The sequence below is a fragment of the Myceligenerans xiligouense genome (assembly GCF_003814695.1).
Lineage (GTDB): Bacteria > Actinomycetota > Actinomycetes > Actinomycetales > Cellulomonadaceae > Myceligenerans > Myceligenerans xiligouense.
In genome coordinates this window covers 3,153,700-3,172,749 of sequence record NZ_RKQZ01000001.1, presented here as the reverse complement: position 1 = coordinate 3,172,749, position 19,050 = coordinate 3,153,700, and the positions used below count along the sequence as shown (strand labels likewise).

Below are 19,050 nucleotides of genomic sequence, written 5' to 3'. Positions count from 1 at the left end.
CACCTCACCGCCCGACGCGGAACCCGGGGAGCAGCAGCGACGGGCGACGGTGCCGCAGGCGCAGGCGCCGCACCCACACCACGAACAGGAGGACCGCCAGGACGAACGCGACCACGCTCGAGATGATCGCGAGCGTGACCGGCACCCAGCCGCTCCAGTCGTTCGCCTCCACGGCGATCGCCAGGATCGTGTGGAACACCGTGAGCACGGCGAACGTGGACACGGCGACGGTGAGGCCCTCCAACATACGGCGCTGCTCCTCGGCCTCGAGCTCCTCGTGCTGCCGGCGGACCGTCGCCAGGCGGGCGGCGATGGGCTCGGCGAGCAGCTCACGGAGCCGGCGGTCGAGCTCGCGCGACTGGCGGGTCAGGTCGAACGCCCGCAGCAGCTCGGCCATCTGCTGGTACTCGGTCGCCGACGCCAGCAGCGTCGGTGAGCTCACGACCGACATCGCACGCCGGGCCCGGCCCGCGAAGCGGTGCAGCTGGAGCTGCTGCCGGCTGAGGTAGGCGGTGCGGGCGGCCAGGTCGGTCTCCTCGGTGTCCGCGGTCCCGGGCCGGCCGAGCATGTCCTCCACCTCGTCGAAGTACTGCGCGAGGCGCGTGTTCCACGCCGCGAGCATGCCGCTGATACTGGCCACGAACTCCACCAGCGAGCCGTACTGCACGATCTTGAAGTGCGCCGTGTCGAACATGGCGATGGTCGTCGCGTTCGGTGTCACCGCGACGAGGTCGCCGGAGTTGCGCACGCCCTCCAGGAGCACGGGCTGGCGCTGCGCGAGCGTCCAGTCGGCCAGCGACGTCGTGTTGTACGGCACCGGCTGGAGCAGTGGCTGGTGGCCGTACGTGGCGAGCAGCTCGTCGGCGCTCGTGACCGGCCGCCGGTCCTCCGGCGGGCACGCGGGTCCACGTCCGGCGCTCGCCTCGACGACGAACGTCAGGACGTGCGAGCGGCCCCGGGCGAGGTTCTTGCTGAGGGCTGGGCCGGGGTTGTCGGGCTTCGCCGGCGTGCGCCAGCCCTCGGGGCGGCCGGCGAAGTGCGCGGCGATCGCCTCCTGCAGGCGGTAGGCGAGATGGAAGAGATGGACCGGGTGGTAGCCGGACGAGTCGACGATCGACGCGTTGGCGACCGTGCCGTCCGGCTGCGGGATGTCCCAGTGCATCCGCAGATCGTCGTGCAGGCTGGAGACCAGGTAGCGGGCGTCGCGGACGTCCTGGGGACCCAGGTGCTTGGCGGTCTGCCGGAACCGCACGTAGTGGTTCCCCAGGTCGCCGAACCGCACCTCGCACGACAGGTGGGCCACGGGGGTCCCGTCGGGCTGGGTGACACTGACGTCGGGCAGGTTCAGGGTGGCGCCGTCGAACGCGCCGAACGGGTCCTCGGTGTCCCAGACGTCGTCGAGCTTGAGCGCGGTGCGGACCGAGACGGCGCGGGTCCCGAGCAGGTCGGGGAGGGAGCTGCCGACGAGGCCGCGGATCCGCTCGGTGGCCTCGGCGCCGTCGACCTGCGGCAGGCCGAAGGGGAAGACGTAGACGGTGCGGCAGCGGTCGACGGTGAGCCAGTCGGAGCCCACCCCGGCGGCCAGCGCCTCGAGATGTGCCCGGTGTGCGCGCAGTTCGCTGGCGAGGATGTAGTTGAGGCCGGGGGCCTTCTCGAGATCCCGCAGCTGCGCGATGGCGTCGGTGAGACCCGACGGGTCACCGCCGAGCGTGGCCCGCGTCGCGATGGCGGCCTCTCCGATCGCCGTGAAGTAGCCCAGGCGGATCCGGGCCTGGTGCACGAGATGGCCGCGCAGGCAGGAGGTCTCGTCGGTGATCCGCCGTGCCGTCTCCTCGAGCCGGGCGGACGACTGGACCGCGCGGTCCAGCATGACGACCAGCCGTTCCACGTTGCCCGAGTTGCGGGCCGCCGCGACGTCGAGCCGGGCACGAAAGGCGTCACCGAGCGCCACCACGGCGTCCGCCTCGCTGCGGCAGTGGCGGCACGGGACCCGCTCGCGGTTCGTGATCCAGGCCCGGCGCAGTCCGGTGAGCGCGGCCGCGACGCGCCCGTGCCGGGCGGACTGCTGGGAGGCGTCCTCGGCGATCGACCAGAGGTACAGGCCGAGGAGCGCCGGGCCGCACGGCGTCTCCACCACCTGTTCGAGCAGTTCGGCGGCCCTCTGGATACGCGGGTCGTCCGGGTCGGTGTGCCGGCGGCGGGACGCGCGGGTGGCCCCCATGTTCCACCGGGGTGCCGCCCAGATCCGCGGGATGTCGAATCCCATGCCGCGCAGACGGTTCGCCAGGGGGGAGGCGTGGTCGGCGCTCACGCGGGCTTCGGTGTCGAACACCACTTCGGCGATCTGGTCGAGGTCCGCGGGCAGGTGCGCGCGATGGTCGTCCAGATCCGTCCTTTCCGTGAGGTGTGCCATGAGTGGCAGGTTATTCACGTCACCATATTGTGGTCAACGAAAGGCAAATAGCGGGTTCGGGTGTCTCGCCGTCGTGCCGCCCGTCGTGCCGCCGACGACCGACGTCGTCGGCGGGCACCTCGGGCGCGTGCCGTCCGCCGGATTCCCACCTGGTGGTCAGGCAGGTGTCGTAGGCTCGCCGCGTGAGCGTTCTCCCCTGGGTGGCCGGCTTCCTCGTCCTGCTGGTCGGAATCATGCTGTCGATCGCGTTGCACGAGATCGGGCACATGCTGCCCGCCAAGAAGTTCGGCGTGCGCGTCAGCCAGTACATGGTGGGCTTCGGCCCCACGCTCTGGTCGCGGGTCAAGGGCGAGACGGAGTACGGCGTCAAGGCGATCCCGCTGGGCGGATACGTACGCCTGGTCGGCATGATGCCGCCCGCCCCCGAGGGCAAGGAGACCGGTCAGGGCATGTTCGGCCGGCTCGTCGCCGAGGCCCGGGAACAGTCCAACGAGGAGGTCCGGCCCGGCGAGGAGCACCGCGCGTTCTACAACCTGCCCGCATGGCAGAAGATCGTGGTGATGCTGGGCGGGCCGGTGATGAACCTGGTGATCGCGACGGTGATGATCGGGATCCTGATCGTCGGGTTCGGGCAGATGCAGGTCACCACCACCGTCGGCCAGGTGTCCGAGTGCGTCCCGGCCACCGTGACGGTGGACACCGCCGACGACCCGGAGTGCACCGAAACCCCTGTCCCGGCCGCGCGGGCCGGTCTCGAACCGGGCGACGTCATCACCCGGTACGACGGCACCACGGTGACGGACTGGGCGCAGCTGTCCGGTCTCATCGCCGACACCGGTACGCGCACGGTGCCCGTCGTCGTGCAGCGCGACGGCGCCGAGATGGAACTGACCGTCACGCCCACCGTCGTCGAGAAGCAGGTGGACGAGGACGGCGCGGGCGAACCCGTGCTCGAGTCGGCGGGGTTCATCGGCTTCAGCCCGCTGCAGGAGCGCGTGCGCGGCCAGTGGTCCGAGGTGCTGCCGCTGGTCGGCGACGGCACGTGGGAGACCATGAAGATGGTGGCGACCCTGCCGGTGCGGATCGCCGACACGGCACGCCAGGCCTTCACGGACGAGGAACGGTCCGTCGACTCCGTCCAGAGCGTCGTGGGCGTCGGCGTCATCCTCGGCGACGGCTTCGCCGTCCTCGACGACATGACCGACAAGGTCGCCTGGGCGGTCGGGATCCTCGGCAGTCTGAACATCGCCCTGTTCGTGTTCAACCTCATCCCGCTGCTCCCGCTCGACGGCGGCCACGTGGTCAACGCGCTCTACGAGGCCGCCAAGCGGGCGCTGCACAAGGTGCGCGGCCTGCCCAGGCCGGGGCCGGCCGATGTCGCGCGCCTCACCCCGGTCACCTATGTGGTCTTCCTCGCGCTGCTCGGACTCGGAGGCATGCTGATCATCGCGGACCTGGTGGATCCCGTGCGGATCACGTGATCCCCGCCACCGGGTTGCGACTGCGCCGTCCGGAACGTGGATACTGGACACTGTGACCGCAATCAGTCTTGGTATGCCAGCAGCACCCCCGCCTGTCCTCGCCCCGCGCAAGAAGACCCGCAAGATCCGGGTCGGCAAGGTCGAGGTCGGTGGTGACGCGCCCGTCAGCGTGCAGTCCATGACGACCACCCCCACCACCGACATCAACGCGACCCTGCAGCAGATCGCCGAGCTGACGGCGTCGGGCTGCGACATCGTGCGCGTGGCGGTCCCGACCGCCGACGACGCCGACGCGCTGCCGGCCATCGCGGCCAAGTCGCAGATCCCCGTGATCGCCGACATCCACTTCCAGCCCAAGTACGTGTACGCGGCGATCGACGCCGGCTGCGCCGCCGTGCGCGTGAACCCGGGCAACATCCGCAGGTTCGACGACCAGGTCAAGGAGATCGCCGCCGCCGCCAAGGACGCCGGCGTCTCGCTCCGGATCGGCGTCAACGCGGGCTCGCTCGACAAGCGCCTCCTGGAGAAGTACGGCAAGCCCACGGCCGAGGCCCTCGTGGAATCCGCGGTCTGGGAGGCGAGCCTCTTCGAGGAGCACGACTTCCACGACTTCAAGATCTCCGTCAAGCACAACGACCCCGTCGTCATGGTGCGCGCGTACGAACTGCTCTCCGAACGCGGCGACTGGCCCCTGCACCTCGGTGTCACCGAGGCCGGGCCCGCCTTCCAGGGCACCATCAAGTCCGCCACCGCCTTCGGCGCGCTGCTCAGCCGGGGCATCGGCGACACCATCCGCGTCTCCCTCTCCGCCCCGCCGGTCGAGGAGGTCAAGGTCGGCAACCAGATCCTCCAGTCGCTCAACCTGCGGCCCCGCAAGCTCGAGATCGTCTCCTGCCCGTCCTGCGGCCGCGCCCAGGTCGACGTCTACACGCTCGCCGAGAAGGTCACCGCCGGTCTCGAGGGCATGGAGGTCCCGCTCCGCGTCGCCGTCATGGGCTGCGTCGTCAACGGACCGGGCGAGGCCCGCGAGGCCGACCTCGGCGTGGCGTCCGGCAACGGCAAGGGGCAGATCTTCGTGAAGGGCGAGGTCGTCAAGACGGTGCCCGAGTCGATGATCGTGGAGACCCTGATCGACGAGGCGATGCGGATCGCCGAGACCATGCCCGCTCCCGAGAACGACGCCCAGGCGGGTGCTCCCGTGGTGTCGGTCGGCTAGGTCCCCCGAGCTCATGGCCGCCTCGCGCACCCCGCTCCACCCTCGCGGTGGCGTGCGGCGTGCGCCCTCGTCCGGTGCGCCGGACGAGGCCCGCGTGCTCGGCATGCCTGACCTGCCCGCGGCGCTCGACGTCTGCTACACCCAGCCGGTGGCGTCGGTGCTCGCGGCATCGCGGCTGGAGATCGCCACCCGGTCCAGCTTCACCGCCGCGGGCGGCCAGGTCTGGGGATTCCCGGCCACGGGCCCGCTGGAAGCCGTCTGCTGGGCCGGGGCGAACCTGGTGCCCGTGGTCCCGGACACGCTCGACGAGGCCCGGCAGGCGGCCGCGACGGCGGCGTTCGCCACGCTGGCACGTGCGCAGGGCCGTCGCTCCAGCTCGATCGTCGGCGAGCGCGAGGCCGCGCTCGGTCTCTGGGACGGCCTGGAGCGCTACTGGCCCGCGCCGCGCGAGATCCGCGTCGACCAGCCGTCGATGGCGATCACCCGGGGTTCCGACGTCGCACCCGACCCCGCGCTGCGGCGTTCCACCCTCGCCGAGCTCGACATGGTCCTGCCCGCGTGCGTGCGGATGTTCACCGAGGAGGTCGGCTACTCCCCGGTCGCCGGCGGAGGCGGCCCGTACGTCCAGCGTGTGCGGTCCCTGATCGCCGACGGCCGGTCGTTCATCCGGACCGAGACCACGCCGCGCGGCCGCGAGACCGTCGCGTTCAAGGCGGAGGTCGGCGCCGTCGCGGGAACCGTGGCGCAGATCCAGGGCGTGTGGGTGGACCCGCTGTTCCGGGGGAGGGGCTGGTCCGTGGCCGGGATGTCGGCGGTCGTGGGCGTGGTCCGGGAGACCATCGCGCCGGTCGTCTCCCTGTACGTGAACAACTACAACGAGCGCGCGCTCGCGACGTACCGCCGCGTCGGCTTCGAGCAGGTGGGCACGTTCGCCACGGTCCTGTTCTGACGGTCCGCCCCACGCTCCCGGCCCCGCGGCGGTTCCTGCCCGCCCACTACTTCAGCAGCCGCGACAGGCGCCGGTCGGCCAGGATCTGTCCGTTCGTCTGACAGGTGGGGCAGTACTGGAGCGAGCGGTCCGCGAAGCTCACCTCGTGCACCGTGTCGCCGCACGGGGTCCCGTCCCAGCCGGGGCACGGCGCGCCCGTGCGCCCGTGCACGCGCATCCCCGCCCGCTTCGCGTCCTTGAGCTCCTTGGCGGGCTTGCCCGACGCCGCCCGGATCGCCTCGGCGAGGACCTGCCCGGTCGCGGCATGCAGCCGGCCGGTCTCCTCCTCGGTGAAGGACCGCGTCAGCTTGAACGGGCTGAACCGTGCGGCGTGCAGGATCTCGTCCGAGTAGGCGTTCCCGATCCCCGCGATCGCCGACTGCTCCCGCAGCAGGCCCTTGACCTGCTGGTTCCTGGAGGCCAGCAGCTTCGCCAGGGCGTCGGCGGTGAACGCCGGGTCCAGGGGGTCGACGCCCAGCGACGCCACCATCTTCACGTCCGCGGGCCGGCGCACCACGTGCACGGCGAGCCGCTTGCGGGTGCCTGCCTCGGTGAGATCGAACCCGGAACCGTCGTCGAACCGGACGCGCAGCGCGATGATCGCGCCCTTGCCCGCACCGCCGAGCCGCGGCTTGACCGGCGTGGCCGGCAGCTTGTCCGACCAGCGCACCCACCCGCCGCGGGCCAGGTGGAACACGAGGTGCACGGCGCCCCCGGACGACCCACGGGACTCCCCGTCACCGGAAGGCCCGCCGTCGGGCACCTCCAGGTCCAGCCATTTGCCGTGTCGTCCCCAGCGCCGGACGACGCCACCCACGAGCGCCGTCACCGGCGGGTCGACCGTCTTGAGCGCGGCGATGCTGCCGACCTCGATCCCTGACACGGTGCGGCCGACGGTGCGCTCGCCGAGGAACCGGACGAGTGCCTCGACCTCGGGGAGTTCCGGCATGAGCCCATCCTCGCCGGTCGTGGCGCCGCCCGCCAGTGTTGACGTGCTCGCTCCCGGCCTCGGGCGGCGCCGCGTCCCGGCCACAGGCAGCGCCGCCCGCCGTGCCCGCCCGCCAGTAGAGTTGCCCCCATGTCATCCGCACTCCGCTCGGGCGATCTGCTTCGCATGTCGTCCCTCTTCGTCCGCACGCTGCGCGAGGACCCGGCCGACGCCGAGGTCGCCAGCCACAAGCTGCTGGTCCGTGCCGGCTACATCCGTCGAGCCGCACCGGGGATCTACTCCTGGCTCCCGCTGGGTCTCCGGGTGCTGGGCAAGATCGAGACGATCGTGCGCGAGGAGATGAACGCGATCGGCGGCCAGGAGGTGCACTTCCCGGCACTGCTGCCGAAGGAGCCGTACGAGGCCACGGGACGCTGGACCGAGTACGGCGACGGCCTGTTCCGGCTCAAGGACCGCAAGCAGGCGGACTACCTGCTCGCGCCCACGCACGAGGAGATGTTCACCCTCCTGGTCAAGGACCTGTACGCGTCGTACAAGGACCTGCCCCTGGTCATCTACCAGATCCAGACCAAGTACCGCGACGAGGCGCGGCCCCGCGCCGGGCTGATCCGCGGTCGCGAGTTCGTCATGAAGGACTCGTACTCCTTCGACGTGCACGACGAGGGTCTGGAGGCCGCCTACCAGAAGCACCGCGATGCCTACGAGCGCATCTTCACGCGGCTCGGCCTCGAGTACGTCATCGTCTCGGCGATGTCCGGCGCGATGGGCGGTTCGAGGTCGGAGGAGTTCCTCAGCCCGTCGCCGATCGGCGAGGACACGTTCGTGCGTTCCTCCGGCGGTTACGCCGCCAACGTGGAGGCGGTGGTCACCCCGGTTCCCGAGGCCGTCCCGTACGACGACGCGCCCGCCGCGCACGTCGAGGACACTCCCGACACGCCGACCATCGAGACGCTCGTCGCCTGCGCGAACGAGCGGCACGCGCGCCCGGACCGGCCGTGGACCGCCGCCGACACCCTGAAGAACGTCGTGCTGGCCTTGCGCCGCCCGGACGGGAAGCGCGAGCTGCTCGTCGTCGGGCTGCCGGGCGACCGTGAGGTCGACCTCAAGCGCCTGGAGGCCGCGGTCGCGCCGTCCGAGGCCGAGCCGGCCACGGAGGAGGACTTCAAGGCCCACCCCGAGCTGGTCAAGGGTTACATCGGGCCGCAGGTCCTGGGCCCGCAGGGCGCCCAGGTCGAGGGGGACGACGGCGAGAAGCGGTCCGCTGTACGCTACCTGCTCGACCCGCGCGTCGTGCCCGGCACCCGCTGGATCACCGGCGCGAACGAGCCCGGCCGCCACGTGTTCGACCTGGTGGCCGGCCGCGACTTCACCGCGGACGGGACGATCGAGGCGGCCGAGGTGCGTGCCGGCGACCCCGCGCCCGACGGCTCCGGCCCGCTCGAGCTCGCGCGCGGCATCGAGATGGGGCACATCTTCCAGCTCGGCCGCAAGTACGCGGACTCGCTCGGCCTGACCGTGCTCGACGAGAACGGCAAGCAGGCGGTCGTCACGATGGGCTCGTACGGTGTCGGTGTGACCCGCGCGCTGGCCGCGCTCGCCGAGGCGAACCACGACGACAGGGGCCTGGCCTGGCCCGCGCGGATCGCGCCGGTGCAGGTGCACCTGGTCGCCACGGGCAAGGGCGCCGAGGTCTTCGAGGCCGCCGAACGCCTCGCCGACGGGCTGGTGGCCGCGGGCGTCGAGGTGCTGTACGACGACCGGCCCAAGGTCTCCCCGGGCGTGAAGTTCGCCGACGCCGAGCTGCTGGGTGCGCCGTTGCTGGTCGTGGTGGGCCGCGGGCTGAAGGACGGCGTGGTGGAGGTGCGTCCGCGCGCCGGCGAGGCGGAGCAGGTCCCGGTGGACGACGCGGTCACCGAGACGGTCCGCCGCGTCGAGGAGCTCCTGGAGAACTGACGAACCGGCCGGACGCGGGGGCCTCCGGTCAGGAGGTCGCCCGCTCCGGCAGGCCGGGGAAGGGGATCGTGGGGGCGCCCCACGAGCGCTGCGTGATCGCGGAGTCGGTGAGCAAGGCGACCGCCACCGCCCGCGTTTCGGTCTCCGCCCGGCCGACCAGGCTCGCGTAGCCCGCGGCGATCCTGCCCTCGGCCGCCAGCACCACGTCCTTGCTGGTCACATCCTGGCCGGGGAGTTCGTAGGCGGCCCGGCGGGGGTCCGACCCGGTCCCGTCGACCCCGGCCACGCGCGCCCAGGTCTCGGCGCGCCGGCGGTGCGTCCGGGCGCGGTCGGCGAGCCGTTCGCGGACGCTCTCGTCGTCGGCCTGGGCGGCTCGGACCTCGAACGCGTACGCGCTGGAGTCCTCCGCCACGATGACGGCCAGGAGGTCCTCCTCCGCGAGACCGGCGGGCACCGTCGTCGGGCGGGCGGACGGTGTGAGCGCCGCCGTCTCCGTGTCCGACTCGCCGGTCTCGGCGTCGTCCGCGCCCGGCGTCTCCGGTGACTCGCCCGCCGTGCCCGGGATGACCGGTGCGGTGTACGCCGGCTGCTTCCGGCCGGTCACCTGGGCGAGATCTCGCACCGCCAGGGTCTGTGCCGCCGAGATCGACGCGAGCAGCCGCGCCAGCGGGCCGTCCTCGCACACGTCCGCGGCGGTGGCGCTGCGGGCGGCCGCGTCCGTCAGGGTGGTGAGCACCGCGGCGGCTTGCGGCGGGGCCCCGGGGAGGTCGGTCGGCGTCGGGCTCGGCGGGTCGGACTCCAGCCCGGACTCGTACTCGCCCCCGAGCTGGGCGGCGTGCTCCCGCGAGATCCCGGCGATGTCCGCGAGGGTCTCGGCGACCTTGGGTCTCGTCTTCCGCAGGGCCGCGACCGCCTCGGCCTGCTCGGCCACGTGGAGCGCGTCGTCGACGGCGGTGCGGCGCACGATCTCGACCGGATCCGGCACCGGCTCGGTCGGCGGGGGAGCGTCGAAGCGGACTCCGCACCCGCTCAGCAACAGCGCGCAGGCGAGCACGGTCGCCAGGCGACCGCGTGATCGTGCGGTGCGACGGGACGGCGCGTCCGGGATCGGGTTCATCGTGCCTGATGATGCCACGTCTCCCCGAGGAGCTCGCGCATGTCCAGGTTGCGTCGGACGTCACGTCGTTGCGCCTGCGCCCGGCGTGCGGCGCGTCGTAGGCTGAGCGCAGTAGACAACAGCACACCGGTCGGGTCCTGGCTCGAGCGGTACCCCCCTTTGACGGGGAACCGACGGGAGGAACACGATGGCGCACCCTGCGAGCCGGCAGGAGGAGGACGTCCGCCGGATCGTCGGACCGGTGGTCGACGCCGCCGATCTGTATCTCGAGGACGTGCGGGTCACGCGTGCGGGGAGCAGTTCGGTCGTCCGGATCACGCTCGACCTGCCCGAGACGCGGGTCGGCAGCCTGGACTCGGACACGCTGGGTGAGGTCTCGCGCGGACTGTCCGCCGCGCTCGACGCCGGCGACGTCGTCCCCGGCGCGTACACCCTGGAGATCTCCACGCCCGGGACGTCCCGGGCGCTGACGACCGCGCGCCACTTCCGGCGCGCCCGCACCCGGCTGGTCACGCTGACGCCCGCCGACGGCGGCGACGCGGTGACGGGCAGGCTCACGGACGTGACCGGCGACGGCGACGACACCGTCCTCGTGCTCGACGACTCGCGCCGGATCGCGCTGTCGGACGTGCGCAAGGGAAAGGTCGAGGTCGAGCTGCAGCGGCCGGCCGAGGATGCCGACACCGCCACGGTGAGCGAGAGTTCTGGTGCTGACGACGACGCCGTGACCCGGGAGACCCGCCGCCGCGGGGCGCCGGGTCGCAAGGAGGGCTGAGATGGATATCGACATGGCCGCGCTGCGCATGCTGGAGCGCGAGAAGGACTTCAGCCTGGACGTGCTCGTCTCGGCGATCGAGCAGGCCCTGCTCTCCGCGTACCACCGTACGCCGGACGCCTACCGGCACGCCCGTGCGGAGGTCGACCGCAGCAGCGGGCACGTCACGATCTGGGCCCGTGAGGAGATCGAGGCGTACACGGACCCGGACGACCCGGCAGGGCCTGCCCCGTTCGAGCTCGGCCCGGAGTTCGACGACACGCCGCGTGACTTCGGCCGGATCGCCACGGCGACCGCGCGCCAGGTGATCGTGCAGCGCCTGCGCGACGCCGAGGACGACCAGGTGCTCGGCACCTTCCGCGACAAGGAGGGCGAGGTCGTCGCCGGCATCATCCAGCAGGGGCGGGACCCGCGCATGGTGCTCGTGGACGTCGGGGACACGGAGGCCGTGCTGCCGCCGCACGAGCAGGTGCCCGGCGAGGAGTACGCGCACGGCGAGCGTCTGCGCGCGTACGTCGTCGAGGTCAGCCGGGGGATGAAGGGCGCCCAGGTGACGTTGAGCCGCACGCACCCCGGCCTCGTGCGCAAGCTGTTCGAGCTGGAGGTACCGGAGATCGCCGACGGGTCCGTGGAGATCATGTCCGTGGCCCGCGAGGCGGGTCACCGCACCAAGGTCGCCGTCGTCTCCCATGTGCAGGGCCTGAACGCCAAGGGCGCGTGCATCGGCCCGATGGGCGCGCGCGTCAGGGCGGTCATGGCCGAACTGCACGGCGAGAAGATCGACATCGTCGACTGGAGCGAGGACCCGACGCGCTTCGTCGCCAACGCGCTGTCGCCGGCCCGCACGTCGTCGGTGACGGTGGTGGACGAGGTGGCCCGCGCGGTGCGCGCCGTCGTGCCCGACTACCAGCTTTCCCTCGCCATCGGCAAGGAGGGGCAGAACGCCCGCCTGGCCGCGAAGCTCACGGGCTGGCGCATCGACATCCGGTCCGACGAGGCGGCCGATCCGGTCGATCCGGACGAGAACGGTGGTCAGGGTGGTGCGCCGGCGGGTGGTGGTGGCACCGCTCACGTGTCGCGGAACCGGTAACAGCAGTTGAACAGGCAAGGTAGACTGACCGAGTCTGGGCCGCGAGCCCGTCCTCCGTCTTCTTCTGCCCCAGTGGCCGCCTCGGTAACGACATCACGTTCCGCACCGACAGGTCCGGTGCGGACGTGCGTCGGATGTCGGGGGCGCGACCAGCGGTCTGCTCTCTTGCGTGTGGTTCTGGATCCCGCAGCGGCGCAGCCCCGGATCGTCGTCGACGTCCGGGCCTGCCTGCCGGGGCGAGGCGCCTGGATCCATCCGGGAGCAGAATGCCTGGAGCTCGCCGAACGTCGTCGGGCGATACCGCGTGCGCTGCGCGCGGGTGGCCCCGTCGATCTGGCGGAGCTCCGGGAGCATCTCGGGCCGTGAGGGCCGGGAAAGTCACGACCGGGCGCGGAAACGTCCGGCCGCACCAGCGAATCGTCGACAGGAAAGCGGGTCAGAAGCCGATGGGCACCCGATGAGTCCCCAGCGATGAGTACCTCGTACTAGTGCGGTTCGCCCCTGCCTCGGGACGGACCGAGTCAGGAGAGTTGTGGCAAAGGTCCGCGTCTACGAGCTCGCCAAGGAGCTCGGAGTGGAAAGCAAGACCCTGCTCGCCGAGCTGAAGTCGGCAGGCGAGTATGTTCGTTCGGCGTCATCGACGCTCGAAGCCCCCGTCGCGCGGCGTATGCGCGACAAGTTCACCGACGCCGGCGCCGCGAAGGCGTCCGGCAGGTCGGGTGCGAAGCCGGCCCCGAAGCCCGGGGCCAAGCCGGCCCCGAAGCCGGGAGCGCAGTCAGCCCCGAAGCCGGGAGCCAAGCCGGCTCCCAAGCCCGCGCCCGAGGCGCCGGCCGAGGCGCCCGCACCCGCCCCTCAGGCGGCGGAAGCACCGCCGGTGAGCGAGGCACCCGCCGCGAAGTCGGCACCGGCGCCCGGCGCCCCGGCTCCGAAGCCCGGTCCCGCGGCTCCGAAGCCCGGCCCTGCGGCTCCGAAGCCCGGCGGGCGTGGCCCGCGTCCGGGCAACAACCCGTTCGCGTCCAGCCAGGGCATGCCCCGTCCGGGTGACCGTCGTGGCGGCGGTCGTTCCGGCGGTGGCGGTGGTGGCGGCGGTCCGCGTCCGGGCAACAACCCGTTCGCGTCCAGCCAGGGCATGCCGCGTCCCGGCGAGCGCCGCGGTGGCGACAAGGCGGAGCGCTCCGGCGGCCCGCGTCCCGGCGGTCCTCGTCCGGGTGCCGGCGCACCCCGTCCCGGGGGTAGTGGCGGTCCGCGTCCGGCGGCGCCGCGCCCGGGTGGGGGCCCGCGTCCGAACCCGGGCATGATGCCGGGCAAGACGTCGATGCCGCGTCCCGGGCAGCGTCCGGGTCCCGGCGGCGGTCGTGGCGGCCCCGGTGGTCGTGGCGGCCCCGGTGGTCCGGGTGGCGCGCCGGGTGGCGGCGGTCGTCCTGGTGGCGGCTTCCGCGGTCGTGGTGGCGGCGGTCGCGGGGCGACGCAGGGTGCTTTCGGGCGCGCCGGCGGTCGTCCGGTCCGAGGGCGGAAGTCCAAGCGCCAGAAGCGCCAGGAGTTCGAGGCGATGCAGGCGCCGTCGCTCGGTGGCGTCAGTGTGCCCCGTGGCAACGGCAAGACCGTCGTGCGGTTGCGTCAGGGCTCGTCCCTGAACGACTTCGCCGACAAGATCGACGCGAACCCCGCGGCGCTCGTGACCGTGCTGCTCCACCTCGGCGAGATGGCCACGGCCACGCAGTCCCTCGACGAGGACACGTTCGGTGCCCTGGGCGTCGAGCTCGGCTACGTGATCGAGATGGTCTCGGCCGAGGAGGAGGACCGCGAGCTGCTCGGTGCGTTCGACATCGACCTGGAGGCCGAGGAGGCCGGCGAGTCCGAGGAGGACCAGCAGCCGCGTCCGCCGGTCGTGACCGTCATGGGTCACGTCGACCACGGTAAGACGAAGCTGCTCGACGCCATCCGCAAGTCGGACGTCGTCGCGGGTGAGCACGGCGGTATCACGCAGCACATCGGTGCGTACCAGATCCGCCACGAGCACGAGGGCGTCGACCGTGCCATCACGTTCATCGACACCCCGGGCCACGAGGCGTTCACCGCCATGCGTGCCCGTGGTGCGGACGTGACGGACATCGCGATCCTCGTGGTCGCGGCCGACGACGGCGTGATGCCGCAGACGGTCGAGGCGGTGAACCACGCGCAGGCCGCCGGTGTGCCGATCGTGGTGGCCGTGAACAAGATCGACGTCGACGGCGCGAACCCGGCCAAGGTCCGCCAGCAGCTCACCGAGTACAACCTGGTGGCCGAGGAGTACGGCGGCGACACGATGTTCGTCGACGTCGCGGCGAAGCCGGGCATCGGCATCGACGACCTCGTCGAGGCCGTCCTGCTGACCGCCGACGCGTCGCTGGACCTGCGGGCCAACGCCAACAAGGACGCGCGCGGCGTCGCGATCGAGGCGAACCTCGACCGCGGGCGCGGTGCCGTGGCCACGGTGCTGGTGCAGTCCGGCACGCTGCGGGTCGGCGACGGGATCGTGGCGGGTACGGCCTACGGCCGCGTGCGCGCCATGATCGACGAGCACGGTGACGCGGTCCAGGAGGCCACCCCGGCCCGCCCGGTCCAGGTGACCGGCCTGACGTCGGTGCCGAGCGCCGGTGACACGTTCCTCGTGGCACCGGACGACCGCACCGCACGGCAGATCGCCGAGAAGCGCCAGGCCGCCGAGCGTGCCGCCCTGCTGGCCAAGCGCCGCAAGCGGATCAGCCTCGAGGACTTCGACGCCGAGCTCAAGAAGGGCAAGGTCGAGAGCCTCAACCTCATCCTCAAGGGCGACGTGTCCGGTGCCGTCGAGGCACTGGAGGACGCGCTGCTCAAGATCGACGTGGGCGACGAGGTCGAGCTGCGTGTCATCCACCGTGGTGTGGGTGCCATCACGCAGAACGACGTCAACCTGGCCACCGTCGACAGCGCGGTGATCCTCGGCTTCAACGTCAAGTACGGCGAGCGCGTCGAGGAGCTGGCGGACCGCGAGGGCGTCGACGTCAAGTTCTACTCGGTCATCTACCAGGCGATCGACGACATCGAGGCCGCCCTCAAGGGCATGCTCAAGCCGGAGTACCAGGAGGTCCAGCTGGGCACCGCGGAGATCCGCGAGATCTTCCGGTCCTCGAAGTTCGGCAACATCGCGGGTTCGATCGTCCGCTCCGGCGAGATCCGCCGCAACGCCAAGGCGCGTGTGCTGCGCGACGGCACGGTCGTGGGGGACAACCTCACGGTCGAGTCGCTCAAGCGGTTCAAGGACGACGCCACGGAGGTCCGCGAGGGCTTCGAGTGCGGTATCGGGCTCGGGACGTTCAACAACATCACCGAGGGCGACATCATCGAGACGTGGGAGATGCGCGAGATCCCGCGCAGCTGACCCGTCGTCACGATGCCGGGTCAGCGGGGCCGATGTCCGGCCCCGCTGGCCCGGCGTCCCGGAGGCCGCGCGGGCGGGCGCCGTCGTCACGACGGCGGACGTCCGCGCGGTCTCCTCTCTCTGAGAAGGGAAAGACCATGAACGAGAATCCTCGTGCCCGGCGGCTCGCCGACCGGATCCAGGTGATCGTGGCGCAGATGCTCGACTCGCGGATCAAGGACCCGCGTCTCGGGTTCGTGACGGTCACCGACGTGCGCGTGACCGGAGACCTGCAGAACGCCTCGGTGTTCTACACCGTGTACGGCTCCGACGAGGACCGCGCGGAGACCGCCGCCGCGCTGAAGAGCGCCACGGGGATCATCCGCAGCGAGGTGGGCAAGCAGACGGGCGTGCGCCTCACGCCCACGATCGAGTTCCTCCTCGACGCCGTGCCCGAGACCGCCGCCCACCTGGACGCCGCGCTGATCGAGGCGCAGCGTCGTGACGCCGAGCTGGCCCGGTTGCGGGCGGGCGCACGGCACGCCGGCGACGCCGACCCGTACAAGAAGGCTCCCGCCGAGACGGACGAGTCCGAGCAGCCGCTCGACGACGAGCGGTGAGCGCGGGTCCGACGGGCCCGGCGTCCGCGACGAGACGTCGCCCGCGGCGGCCCACGGCTCCCGACGGGTTCGTCGTCGTCGACAAGCCGGCGGGCTGGACCAGCCACGACGTCGTCGCGCGGACCCGTGGGCTGGCGGGCACCCGGAAGGTCGGCCATGCCGGCACCCTCGACCCCATGGCCACGGGCGTGCTCGTGCTGGGGGTCGGCAAGGCGACGCGCCTGCTGACCTACGTGGTGGGCGCCGACAAGGACTACGACGCCACGATCCGCCTGGGCGTCACCACGAACACCGACGACGCCGAGGGCGAGACCACGGCGACGCAGGGTGCCGCGGGCGTGACCGACGCCGGGCTCCGGGCCGCCGTCACGCGACTGACGGGCGACATCATGCAGGTACCGACCACGGTCTCGGCGATCAAGGTGGACGGTGAACGCGCGTATGCGCGTGCCCGGGCAGGGAAGGACGTCGAGCTCGCGGCCCGCCCCGTCACGGTGTCCCGGTTCGACGTGCTGGCCACCCGGGACGGCGTGGCCGACGGCGTCCCCGTGCTGGACCTGGACGTGCGGGTCACGGTGTCGTCGGGGACGTACGTGCGCGCGCTCGCGCGGGACCTCGGCGCCGCGCTCGGCGCCGGCGGGCATCTGACGGCCCTGCGCCGTACCCGCGTCGGCGGGTACGGACTCGACATGGCACGGACCCTGGACGCGATGGAGGCCCAGGCCGATCAGGACGGCACACTCGCCACGCTGCCGCTCGCCGACGCCGCGCGCGGCGTCCTGCCGGTGCGGGACGTCGACGAGGCCGAGGCACGTGCCCTGGGATTCGGCCAGTGGATCGCGCCCAGCGGCAGGTCCGGTGTCATGGCGGCGATCGACCCCGCGGGAGGCCTCGTCGCCCTCGTGGAGGACACCCGCCGCAAGGGCGAGGACTTGGCCAAGCCGGTCCTTGTCACACGCTGAACAGCAGGTTCACCGTGATTGTCAATCACTTGCAGGCTTCCTGAGTGGCATGTCGGATTGATACCTTTGTGCCTCGTGGGGGTACGGATAACAGCGGGTCTTGAAGACGTCGGGGCAGTGGTGGCGGCGCTCCCCGCCCTGGTGGGGCGAGAGGCGAGCGTCGACATCGTGGACGAGGAGAGCGAGGGCACGGACAGCAGTCCCGAACTGCTGCAGGCGCTCGTGTCCGCGCTGTCGTGGTGGCCGGAGAACACCGAACTCGGGATCGCCTTCCAGGAGACCTACCTGACGCTCGTCGCGCTCCAGGGGCGTGTCGTCGTGCGGACCCGGTTCCCGGCGGTGCTCACGGAGCATCTCCCCGAGCCGCTGGACCCGACCCAGATGGGCTGGCGGGCGGTCGGCGACCGGAACATCCAGCTCATCGGCTCGACGATGACCGAGGTCGAGTTCGGGAACTTCCTGAGGATCCTCGATCTCACCGTGCGCCAGTCGCTCGGGGAGCACCGCCTCACGGGCTTCATCTACTCGGTCAAGCAGCCGGCCCTGCGATCCTGACCGGCGCGGGCTCGGCGGGTCGGCCTGCGGGAGGTGCGGGGCGATTGCGCGTTCCCGGGTGTGGCGTGGCACGCTGGTCCAGCGCGGCATCTCCGCCGCGAACGCGGCGGCCGGAGGGCCGCGCGACCCTTCCGGCGCTGAGGAGTATTCCGCGTGCAGGTGTGGACCGACCTGGAGCAGGTTCCCGCGGGTTTCGGGCCGTCCGTGGTGACGATCGGCAACTTCGACGGCATGCATCGCGGCCACCAGGCCGTGCTCGGCCGGATCGTCTCGCTGGCGAGGGCCGACGGCGTGCGCGCGGTGGCCGTCACGTTCGACCCGCATCCCGCGGCGGTGCACCGTCCCGAGACCGCGCCCGAGCTGATCACGAGCCTCGCGGACCGGCTCGACCTGATGGCCGAGATCGGCCTCGACGGCGTGCTGGTGTTCACCTACACGCTGGACTTCGCGGCGCAGACCCCGCAGGAGTTCGTCGGGAAGTGCCTCGTGGACGGGCTGGGCGCGCGGACCGTCGTCGTCGGGCACGACGTGCGGTTCGGCAAGCAGAACGCCGGCACGCTGTCGACCATGGTCGAGCTCGGCGGCGAGCACGGCTTCGAGGTCGTGGCGATCGAGGACGTCGGCGGCGACGATCATCACCGCTGGTCGTCGACGGCGGTGCGCGCGAGCCTCAGCGAGGGTGACGTGGCGGGCGCCGCGAAGGTCCTCGGACGTGCGCACCGGCTGCGGGGGACGGTGGTGCACGGCGACGCGCGCGGCCGTGAGCTGGGGTTCCCGACGGCCAACCTGGGCGGCATCGCCGGAATGGTGCCGGCCGACGGTGTGTACGCCGGGTGGCTGCACCGGCCGGAGCTGGCGGACCGCGCGCCGAACGACCCGGACTGCGTGCTGCCCGCCGCGATCTCGGTCGGGACGAACCCGACCTTCGACGGCGTCGAGCGTCGCGTCGAGGCGTACGTGCTCGACCGGGACGACCTGGAGCTGTACGACGAGCAGGTGGTCCTGGAGTTCACGGAGCACCTGCGGCCCACGATCCGGTTCGACGGCATGGAGCCGCTCATCGTGCAGATGCACGACGACGTGGCCCGGGCACGGAAGATCCTGACCGCCTGATCCACCCCGATCACCCCGCCGCGCCGCTCGTGGGCTGCGACGACGGCGGGCGGGCCTGGCATCGTGGACGCCGTGATCACCATCGACACCGATTCCCCCGTCCCCCCGTTCGAACAGGTGCGTACCGGGCTCGCGCGCCAGATGGCCGACGGCACGCTGCCCGTCGGCGCTCGTCTGCCCACGGTGCGCGCACTGGCCGGCGAGCTCGGGATCGCCGTGAACACCGTCGCGCGCGCCTACCGGGAACTGGAGGCGGCGCGGCTCGTGGAGACCCGGGGCCGCGCGGGAACCTTCGTGAGCGCGGGTGGCAGCCGGCGACTGGAGACGGCCCGGGCGGCCGCGGACCGCTACGCGGAGACGGCTCACGAACTCGGCCTGGAGCTCGACGAGGCACTGAAGATCGTCCGCGCCGCCCTCGACCGCCGGTGAGGGCGTGCTC

Annotated in this window: 16 protein-coding genes; 13 read left to right on the top strand and 3 right to left on the bottom strand. The window is 72.2% G+C overall.

Annotated features, from left to right (window positions below; all coding sequences use genetic code 11):
* Positions 1 to 4 precede the first annotated feature (4 nt).
* Positions 5 to 2,413: a hypothetical protein gene (locus tag EDD34_RS13795; protein ID WP_123815091.1), complete on the bottom strand. Its 2,409-nt coding sequence runs from the start codon at positions 2,411 to 2,413 to the stop codon at positions 5 to 7.
* A 182-nt stretch (positions 2,414 to 2,595) separates the two neighbouring features.
* Here EDD34_RS13795 and EDD34_RS13790 point away from each other — a divergent pair, with 182 nt between their 5' ends.
* The 3 genes from EDD34_RS13790 (at position 2,596) to EDD34_RS13780 (ending at position 6,059) form a co-directional block, all read left to right on the top strand.
* Positions 2,596 to 3,894 (top strand): M50 family metallopeptidase, encoded by a 1,299-nt coding sequence (locus tag EDD34_RS13790; RefSeq protein ID WP_246012416.1) that lies wholly within the window; start codon positions 2,596 to 2,598, stop codon positions 3,892 to 3,894.
* Positions 3,895 to 3,967: 73 nt separating this feature from the next.
* A complete protein-coding gene (gene ispG / locus EDD34_RS13785) occupies positions 3,968 to 5,110 on the top strand; it encodes a flavodoxin-dependent (E)-4-hydroxy-3-methylbut-2-enyl-diphosphate synthase (protein WP_123815090.1) in 1,143 nt (380 codons plus the stop codon).
* Between the two features lie 103 nt (positions 5,111 to 5,213).
* Positions 5,214 to 6,059: a GNAT family N-acetyltransferase gene (locus tag EDD34_RS13780; RefSeq protein ID WP_246012671.1), complete on the top strand. Its 846-nt coding sequence runs from the start codon at positions 5,214 to 5,216 to the stop codon at positions 6,057 to 6,059.
* A gap of 46 nt (positions 6,060 to 6,105) precedes the next feature.
* Here the strand turns inward: EDD34_RS13780 and EDD34_RS13775 are convergent, their stop codons facing one another.
* Positions 6,106 to 7,047, bottom strand: coding sequence for an Fpg/Nei family DNA glycosylase (locus tag EDD34_RS13775; protein WP_123815088.1), 942 nt, complete (start codon positions 7,045 to 7,047; stop codon positions 6,106 to 6,108).
* A 129-nt stretch (positions 7,048 to 7,176) separates the two neighbouring features.
* On the opposite strand from EDD34_RS13775, the gene EDD34_RS13770 reads away from it, so the two are divergent.
* On the top strand, positions 7,177 to 9,000 hold the full coding sequence (locus EDD34_RS13770; RefSeq protein WP_123815087.1) for a proline--tRNA ligase: 1,824 nt from the start codon (positions 7,177 to 7,179) through the stop codon (positions 8,998 to 9,000).
* Between the two features lie 28 nt (positions 9,001 to 9,028).
* Here the strand turns inward: EDD34_RS13770 and EDD34_RS13765 are convergent, their stop codons facing one another.
* Entirely contained in the window at positions 9,029 to 10,117 is a 1,089-nt protein-coding gene (locus EDD34_RS13765) for a DUF4439 domain-containing protein (RefSeq protein ID WP_123815086.1), read from the bottom strand.
* Positions 10,118 to 10,304: 187 nt separating this feature from the next.
* Here EDD34_RS13765 and EDD34_RS13760 point away from each other — a divergent pair, with 187 nt between their 5' ends.
* From EDD34_RS13760 to EDD34_RS13720, 9 genes are all read left to right on the top strand, one after another.
* Positions 10,305 to 10,892 carry a ribosome maturation factor RimP gene (locus tag EDD34_RS13760; RefSeq protein ID WP_123815085.1) on the top strand — a complete coding sequence of 196 codons (588 nt, stop codon included), beginning with the start codon at positions 10,305 to 10,307 and terminating at the stop codon, positions 10,890 to 10,892.
* 1 nt (position 10,893) lies between these two features.
* Positions 10,894 to 11,982 (top strand): transcription termination factor NusA, encoded by a 1,089-nt coding sequence (gene nusA / locus EDD34_RS13755; RefSeq protein WP_123815084.1) that lies wholly within the window; start codon positions 10,894 to 10,896, stop codon positions 11,980 to 11,982.
* A 171-nt stretch (positions 11,983 to 12,153) separates the two neighbouring features.
* Positions 12,154 to 12,348, top strand: a complete 195-nt coding sequence (locus EDD34_RS21220) for a YlxR family protein (RefSeq protein WP_246012414.1) — start codon at positions 12,154 to 12,156, stop codon at positions 12,346 to 12,348.
* 166 nt (positions 12,349 to 12,514) lie between these two features.
* A complete protein-coding gene (gene infB / locus EDD34_RS13745) occupies positions 12,515 to 15,382 on the top strand; it encodes a translation initiation factor IF-2 (RefSeq protein ID WP_123815082.1) in 2,868 nt (955 codons plus the stop codon).
* Positions 15,383 to 15,519: 137 nt separating this feature from the next.
* Positions 15,520 to 15,981, top strand: coding sequence for a 30S ribosome-binding factor RbfA (rbfA, locus tag EDD34_RS13740; RefSeq protein ID WP_123815081.1), 462 nt, complete (start codon positions 15,520 to 15,522; stop codon positions 15,979 to 15,981).
* Positions 15,978 to 16,943, top strand: a complete 966-nt coding sequence (truB, locus tag EDD34_RS13735) for a tRNA pseudouridine(55) synthase TruB (RefSeq protein WP_123815080.1) — start codon at positions 15,978 to 15,980, stop codon at positions 16,941 to 16,943. Before rbfA ends, truB begins: the two co-directional genes overlap by 4 nt.
* 120 nt (positions 16,944 to 17,063) lie before the next feature.
* Entirely contained in the window at positions 17,064 to 17,498 is a 435-nt protein-coding gene (locus EDD34_RS13730; RefSeq protein WP_123815079.1) for a hypothetical protein, read from the top strand.
* Positions 17,499 to 17,651: 153 nt separating this feature from the next.
* Complete coding sequence (locus EDD34_RS13725) at positions 17,652 to 18,611, top strand: bifunctional riboflavin kinase/FAD synthetase (RefSeq protein WP_123815078.1); 960 nt, start codon at positions 17,652 to 17,654, stop codon at positions 18,609 to 18,611.
* A gap of 72 nt (positions 18,612 to 18,683) precedes the next feature.
* On the top strand, positions 18,684 to 19,040 hold the full coding sequence (locus tag EDD34_RS13720; protein ID WP_123815077.1) for a GntR family transcriptional regulator: 357 nt from the start codon (positions 18,684 to 18,686) through the stop codon (positions 19,038 to 19,040).
* The last annotated feature ends 10 nt before the right edge of the window (positions 19,041 to 19,050 follow it).